Raw genomic sequence first — 6,723 nt, 5'->3', positions numbered from 1 at the left:
CTCGAAGAACGGCCGATCCGGCACGTATTCCCCGAACGGGACCGGGTGGCGCTTCGCGTGCGTCTGGAGGCCCCCCGCGACATCCTCGCCGTCCGCGGTCCACAGCATCGACATGTTGTACACGTCGTCGCCGTCGACCGACGCGGCGTTCATGAGGATCGGCGCGCCGTACGCCCGAGCGGCCTCCGTGAGCCGCTCGTCCGTGATCGGCTCCTGCAGCGGGTCGTAGTCGACGCCGCCCTCCGGCCAGACGACGAGATCGACCCGCTCGTCCCGCAGCGGTGCGGACGCCTCGAGCTGGGCGTCCAGCACCGCCCAGTCCGCACGCTCGTCGAAGTACGCGGTGGGGCCGTTGCCCTGCACCGCACCCACGCGGAGGGTGCCGGCCCCCGCCGTCTGCCACTGGGGCAGCACGAGCAGGACGAGCGCCAGCGCCGCCGCGGGCACGAACGACGTCGGCCGCCACGAGCGCAGCCGTGCGATCTCGATGACGGTCGCGCAGAACACGACGATCAGGAAGGTCAGGCCGCTCACTCCCACCCATGACGCGACGTGCGCGAGCGGGCTCTCGGACTGGCTCATGCCGATCCGGCCCCACGCGAAGCCGCCGTACGGCCAGCTTCCCGTGATGAGCTCGCGCGCCGTCCACAGCGCGCCGATCAGCAGCGGCAGCGCGACCAGACGCGCCCACCGGCCGCCGCGGAACCACCGGTACGCGAGCGCCATCGGGATCGCGCCGACCGCGGTGAAGACCGCCTGCAGTCCCGCGAGCGCGACCCACGGCAGCCAGGCCTGCGCGTCATCGCCGAGGAAGCTCGCCGCCCAGTCGATGTGCGGGAACCAGAAGAACCCGCCGAACGCGAGTCCCACGAGCAGAGCGCCGCGGGCCGTGCGGCCGATCAGCGACACGAGCGCAAGCGCGACCGCGACGGGAGCCAGGGCCCAGATGCCGAGCGACGGGAACGAGGCGTCGAGCGCGAGGCCGCCGACGGCGGCGGCGACCGCCGCGGCCCACAGCGGCAGCAGAGGTCGAGTCGGGGACGGCCTGCTGCGCGTGCGCGCACGAGCACCGGTCGCCGGGCGCGAGCCGCTCATACCGAGCTGTACGCGACGATGCCGCGTCGCACGGCGTCGAGCGCGCGCCGCGCCGTCCGGGCGAGTTCGCCGTCGGCGACGAGCGACAGCTGGTCGAGCAGATCGATCGTCTGCTTTGCCCAGCGCACGAAGTCGCCGGCGGCCATGTCTGCCTCCAGCAGCACGCGGTCGAGCAGGCCGCCGCGCGCCCACAGGTGCATCGCGGCGGCCAGCCCCGTGGCGACCGGCTCGGTGCCGGACAGGCGATTGTCCTGCTCCAGGTCGTCGAGGCGGGCCCAGAGGTCCTCGGTCTCGGCGAGTGCGAGCCGGAACGCGCCGCGCGGGAGGGAGCGCGGATCCGCGCCGCCGTCGTCGCGGCCGCGCGGCTCGTACACGAGGCAGCACGCGAGCGCCGCGAGAGAGGGCGCGTCGAGGTTCTTCCAGATCCCGGTGCGCAGCGACTCCGCGACGAGCAGATCCCGCTCGCCGTAGATGCGCCGCATGCGCCGGCCGGCAGCCGTCAGCGTCGCCTCGTCATCCTCGAGCCGCACATAGTCGAGCGTCGTGAGCACATCGATGATCTGATCGAACACGCGCGCGACCGTGCCGGTGCGGTTCTCCATCTGGCGCCGGGTCTTGTCGGTCTGGCGGCGCAGCTTCCAGTAGCGCTCGGCCCACCGGGCGTGCTTCTCGCGGTCGGGGCAGCGGTGGCAGGGGTGGCGCTGCATGCGGCGGCGCAGTCCGTTGATCTCGCGCTGCCGCTTCTCGCGCGTTCCGCGGCCGGCCGTGACGTCCCGGCTGTTCAAGCGCTCGAGGTCGCTGAGGTCGCGGCGGATACCCGAGTACTCGGCGAAGTCGCCGTGCTCGCACGTCATCGCCTTCTCGTAGCCGGCGAGCGATTCCTCGGCGTCCTTCACCTGGCGGGCGAGGCCCACGACGGCCCGGTCGGCCTGGAACTGGGCGAAGGACGACTCCAGCACCTCACGTGCCCGCTCACGGCCGAACTGATCGATCAGGTTGACGGCCATGTTGTACGTGGGGCGGAAGCTGGAGTTGAGCGGGTACGTGCGGCGGGAGGCGAGGCCGGCGACCGCCTGGGGATCCATCCCCTCGCTCCACTGCACGACCGCGTGGCCCTCGACGTCGATTCCCCGGCGACCGGCGCGGCCGGTGAGCTGCGTGTACTCCCCCGACGTGAGCGCGACGCGCGCCTCGCCGTTGAACTTCTCGAGCTTCTCGAGCACGACCGTGCGGGCGGGCATGTTGATGCCCAGCGCCAGGGTCTCGGTCGCGAACACGGCCTTCACGAGCTTGCGCTGGAACAGCTCTTCGACGACCTCCTTGAAGGCAGGCAGCAGACCCGCGTGGTGCGATGCGATGCCGCGCTCGAGGTTCTCGACCCACTCGAAGTAGCCGAGGGCCGCGAGATCCTCGTCAGGCAGCGCGGCGGTGCGTGCCTGCACGATCTCGCGGATCTCGCGCCGCTCCTCAGCTGTCGTCAGGCGGAGGCCGGAGCGGCGCACCTGCTGGACGGCGGCATCGCAGCCGACCCGGCTGAAGATGAAGAAGATGGCCGGCAGCAGGTTCGAGCGCTCGAGCAGCGCCACCACCTCCGGGCGGTCGATCCGCTCGGCTCGGCGCGGCGGTCCCGGCCGGTGGTAGCCGCCGCGGCGTCTGCCACCGCGGCGCGCCTCGAGGAACGAGCTGTTCGCGGCGAACGCCTGACCGCCGCGCATCCGGACGAGCTCCTGGTTCACCTGCGCCGTCGCCACGCCCGCGCGGTCGTCGAACAGCGGCAGCAGGTCGCCGCGCACCAGCACGTGCTGCTCGAGGGGCACGGGCCTGGTCTCGGAGACGATGACGTCGGTGTCGCCGCGCACGGTGTCGAGCCAGTCTCCGAACTCCTCGGCGTTGGACACCGTCGCACTGAGCGACACGAGCCGGACCTCGGACGGGAGATGGATGATGACCTCCTCCCACACCGCGCCGCGGAAGCGGTCGGCGAGGTAGTGCACCTCGTCCATGACCACGTACCGCAGGCCGCGCAGGGCGGGAGAGTCGGCGTACAGCATGTTGCGCAGCACCTCGGTCGTCATGACCAGCACGCGCGCGTCGCCGTTGATGTTCGTGTCGCCCGTCAGCAGGCCGACCTCATCCTCGCCGTAGACGTCCTGCAGCTCGCGGAACTTCTGATTCGACAGCGCCTTCATGGGCGTCGTGTAGAACGCCTTCTGGTTCGGCGTCTGCATCGCCAGATGCACCGCGAACTCGCCCACGATCGTCTTGCCGGCGCCCGTCGGCGCGGCCACGAGCACGCTGCGACCACCTTCGAGCGCGCGGCACGCCTCGACCTGGAAGTCGTCCAGCCGGAAGCGCTGCGCCTCGGCGAACGCGTGGGTCTGGGGGTGCTCCCGGTTCTCTCGTGCTGCGGCGTAGCGCTCGGCCGGGCTCTGGTCGGTCATGATTCCTCCGCCAGCAGCGCCTGCTCGCGCTTGCGCTTGCGCCGATCGAACAGCAGCGAGATGCCCACGGCGCAGAAGTACAGCACCACGAGCACCCCGGCGAGCAGCAGCATCGAGGCGACGTCGGCTGCGGGGGTCGAGACCGCCGCGAACGCGGTCGCGACGATGATCGCCACGCGCCAGCCCTTCAGGATCTCCATGCCCGACACGATCCCCGCGAGGTTCAGCGCGACGAGGAACACGGGCGAGACGAATGCGATCCCGATCACGGTCACCGTCTTGAACGCGAAGTCGTAGTACGCGGCGGCCTCGTAGAACTGGGACGCGAACTGCTGGTCCGGCACGAACGACGACATCAGCAGCAGGATGTGCGGCATGATCAGCACGCCGACGTAGCAGCCCGCGAAGAACAGCGGGACCGCGGACGCCATGAACCCGATCGTGTACCGCACCTCCCGCTTCGTGAGGCCCGGCATGATGTACGCCCAGATCTGCCACAGCCAGACGGGCGCGGACAGGAGCAGGCCGATCGCGAACGCGATGCGCATCCGCATGTCGAACGAGCTCGTCACGCCCGTGTAGACGAGGCGCGTGAAGTCGTCGCCCAGCCGCTCTGCCACCTCCGAGATGGGGCCCAGCAGGAACGCGATGATCGGATCCGTCACGAAGAACGCGACGACCATGCCGACCACGAGCGCCGCGGCGGCGATCACCAGCCGTCGCCGCAGCTCCACGAGGTGCTGCGCGAGCGTCATCCGCCGATCGCGGTACGGTTGGTCGTCGCTGGTGACGGCGGCCTGCGAAGCCACCACTGCTACGGGGTGTTCGTGCCGCGCGGTTCGTCCGCGCCGGGCTCGCGACGGGGCGCATCGCCCGTCCCGGGGTAGCCCTGCGCCTGCGACCCGGCCGCGGGCGGCGCGGTGTCGCCGTCCTCGGCCTTGAGCTGCTTCATCTCGCCGCGGAACAGGCGAGCAGACTGGCCGAGGCTCTTGGCCAGCGCGGGAAGGCGTGCCGCGCCGAACAGGAGCAGGATCACGGCGAGCAGGATGAGCAGGTGCCAGCCGTTCAGGTTGCCGAGCATGAGGGGGATCTCCGTCGTTCGCGGTCGGGCGGGAAGCACTGCAAGTCTAACCGGGACACCTCTCCGCGAGCCGGGAGAGCGCGACCCGGCGCGGCTGGTCGCCGCGGCAGCATCCGCCGCTCAGGCGTCCTCGCCGTAGAGGGCGAGCGCCGCGGACGCCCACTCGGCGGCGGCCCGCCGGGCCGAGGGCGGCTCCACGATCTCGACGCGGCCGGCCCGGCGGGCGGCGAGGCGCTTCAAGGTGCGGGCGTCGGACACACGCAGCCGCGCGGTCGTGACGCCGCCCGACGACGTCGTCTCGGCACCCGACAGATAGTCGCCCACGAGTGGGGCGAGGTCATCGGCGAAGCGCACGACCGCGATCTCGTCGTTCTCCCCCGGTTCGAACATCTCGGGCACGGGGTCGTGCGCGTGTCGGATCGGATCCTCCGTGACACGCGGATCGCTCACCCGCTCGAGCAGGAAGTTCCGCATCGCCCGCCGCATGTGGCACCAGCCCTGCAGATACCACTGCCCCTCGGTCACGATGACCTTGACGGGATCGACCGTGCGCGTGGTGGGCTCGGCATCCGGACGGCGGTAGGTGAACGACAGCGTCACCTGGTCGCGCAGCGCCTGCGAGACCAGGGCGCGCACCTCGTCGACCGGCTCGGGCACCACGACGACCTCGGCGGGGGCCGCCGACGCGCCGCGCGACAGCTTGGCGAGCAGCCCCGAGAACACCTCGCCCCCCGCGACGCCGGGGAGGGAGCCAGCCAGCCGGAGCCCGCCGAGCAGCGCGGCGGCCTCGCGCGCGGTCAGGCGGGGCGAGCGCTCGAGCCCCACCGACTGCGTGATCTCGATGATGCCCTGCTCATCGAGCAGATCCCAGTTGATGTCGAACAGATCATCCGGCATCTGCTCGGGGCGGCCGATGAGCGTCAGCTTCTCGACCATGGTGCGCATCTGCGCGGGCGTCACATCGAAGTCGCGCGCGGCGTCCTCGAGGGACACCTCGCCGCGCTCGACGAGGTAGGGCACGAGCGTGAGGTACAGCGTCACGCGGTCCGGCGTCAGCAGCTTGGTCATGCGGCGCTCCCCTCGGACGCGTGGGCGTCGCGCGCGGCACGCAGGCGCGCGACGACGGCCGCGCGCAGCGCCTCGGGCTCGACCACCCGCACCTCGGGCCCGTACGAGGCGAGCTCGTCGGCGAGGATGTGCAGGTCGACGAACGACACGTGCATGCCCTGCGCGGCCGGTTCCCCGCGCCGTGCCAGGCGCAGAGCGGCCTCGCTTCCCGGCGTGACCTCGAGCAGCGCGCGGTTGCGGGCAGCCACCTCCCGCAGGCTCTCCTCGGCGCGCTTTCCGGCACCCACGCGCAGCGCGGGATCGAAGCGCTCGCGCGTCGCGACGACGTCCCCGACGATCCGCGCGAGCAGGAACATGCGGTCGCCGTCCGCGTCGACGTCGTGGGCGGAGACATGCCAGCGCCCCTCGTAGTCGACCAGTGCGAGGGGGCGGACCCGGCGGCGGCGGGGCTCCTCCTCGCCCGGCTTCAGGTAGTCGAACGTCACGACCCGGCACGCCTCGATCGCGTCACGCAGCGGCGCGAACGACGGCTCCCGCACGGTCATGCGGGGGGCGAAGCCGATGATGGGCTCGTCGACCTCGATACCGAGCGCACGGATCTTGCGCAGTCCTGTCGTGGCGTCCTTCGACAGCGAGCCCTCGCTCCACACCGAGCCCGCGAGCGCCAGGATGGCGACCTCCGCCGGCGTGAAGGCGATGTCGGCCGGCAGATCGTATTCCGCCTTCGGGATGCGGTAGCGCGCCTCGCGCAGGTCGTTCGGGTCTGCGCTGTCGCCGATCGTCTCGATCGGCACGCCCAGCTCGCGCAGGTCGTCCTTGTCGCGCTCGAACATCTTCTCGAGCGCGTCGGCCTTGGCGCCGGCTCGCTGGCGGTATCCCGACACGGACTCGAGGATCTGCTGCTTCGTCAACCCGATCTCCGTGGCCATCAGGGCCACGATCAGGTTCAGCTGGCGCTCTTCCGCCTGGATCCTCTCCGCCACCTGGCCATCCTAGGCCGAGGCGGGCGCGCACCGCGCTCCCGCGGCACGGAGTCCT

The 6,723-nt window shown here is 71.6% G+C and carries 6 protein-coding genes; all 6 read right to left on the bottom strand.

Annotated elements, in window-relative coordinates:
* Positions 1-1,095, bottom strand: a 1,095-nt coding sequence (gene lnt, locus RIF89_RS09575) for an apolipoprotein N-acyltransferase (protein ID WP_309068891.1), incomplete at its 3' end; no start/stop codon positions are given.
* Positions 1,092-3,536: a DEAD/DEAH box helicase gene (locus RIF89_RS09570; RefSeq protein WP_309068890.1), complete on the bottom strand. Its 2,445-nt coding sequence runs from the start codon at positions 3,534-3,536 to the stop codon at positions 1,092-1,094. The genes lnt and RIF89_RS09570, both read right to left, overlap by 4 nt.
* Positions 3,533-4,291, bottom strand: a complete 759-nt coding sequence (gene tatC, locus RIF89_RS09565; RefSeq protein ID WP_309068892.1) for a twin-arginine translocase subunit TatC — start codon at positions 4,289-4,291, stop codon at positions 3,533-3,535. The genes RIF89_RS09570 and tatC overlap by 4 nt, the downstream gene beginning before the upstream one ends.
* A gap of 59 nt (positions 4,292-4,350) precedes the next feature.
* Positions 4,351-4,617, bottom strand: coding sequence for a twin-arginine translocase TatA/TatE family subunit (locus RIF89_RS09560; protein WP_309068889.1), 267 nt, complete (start codon positions 4,615-4,617; stop codon positions 4,351-4,353).
* A 120-nt stretch (positions 4,618-4,737) separates the two neighbouring features.
* The gene (locus RIF89_RS09555) at positions 4,738-5,685 is read right to left on the bottom strand and encodes a WYL domain-containing protein (RefSeq protein ID WP_309068888.1); all 948 of its coding nucleotides are present in this window, start codon (positions 5,683-5,685) and stop codon (positions 4,738-4,740) included.
* Positions 5,682-6,668, bottom strand: a complete 987-nt coding sequence (locus RIF89_RS09550; RefSeq protein ID WP_309068887.1) for a WYL domain-containing protein — start codon at positions 6,666-6,668, stop codon at positions 5,682-5,684. The genes RIF89_RS09555 and RIF89_RS09550 overlap by 4 nt, the downstream gene beginning before the upstream one ends.
* Positions 6,669-6,723 lie beyond the last annotated feature (55 nt).

The sequence above is a fragment of the Microbacterium sp. genome (assembly GCF_031178525.1).
Taxonomy (GTDB): domain Bacteria; phylum Actinomycetota; class Actinomycetes; order Actinomycetales; family Microbacteriaceae; genus Microbacterium.
The sequence above is the reverse complement of the archived record's forward strand: the minus strand, read 5'-3'. Positions and strand labels throughout refer to the sequence as shown.

Coding starts and splice junctions, on each gene's coding strand:
- RIF89_RS09570 (WP_309068890.1), bottom strand. CDS start 3,536: ATGACCGACCAGAGCCCGGCCGAGCGCTACGCCGCAGCACGAGAGAAC.
- tatC (WP_309068892.1), bottom strand. CDS start 4,291: ATGACGCTCGCGCAGCACCTCGTGGAGCTGCGGCGACGGCTGGTGATC.
- RIF89_RS09560 (WP_309068889.1), bottom strand. CDS start 4,617: ATGCTCGGCAACCTGAACGGCTGGCACCTGCTCATCCTGCTCGCCGTG.
- RIF89_RS09555 (WP_309068888.1), bottom strand. CDS start 5,685: ATGACCAAGCTGCTGACGCCGGACCGCGTGACGCTGTACCTCACGCTC.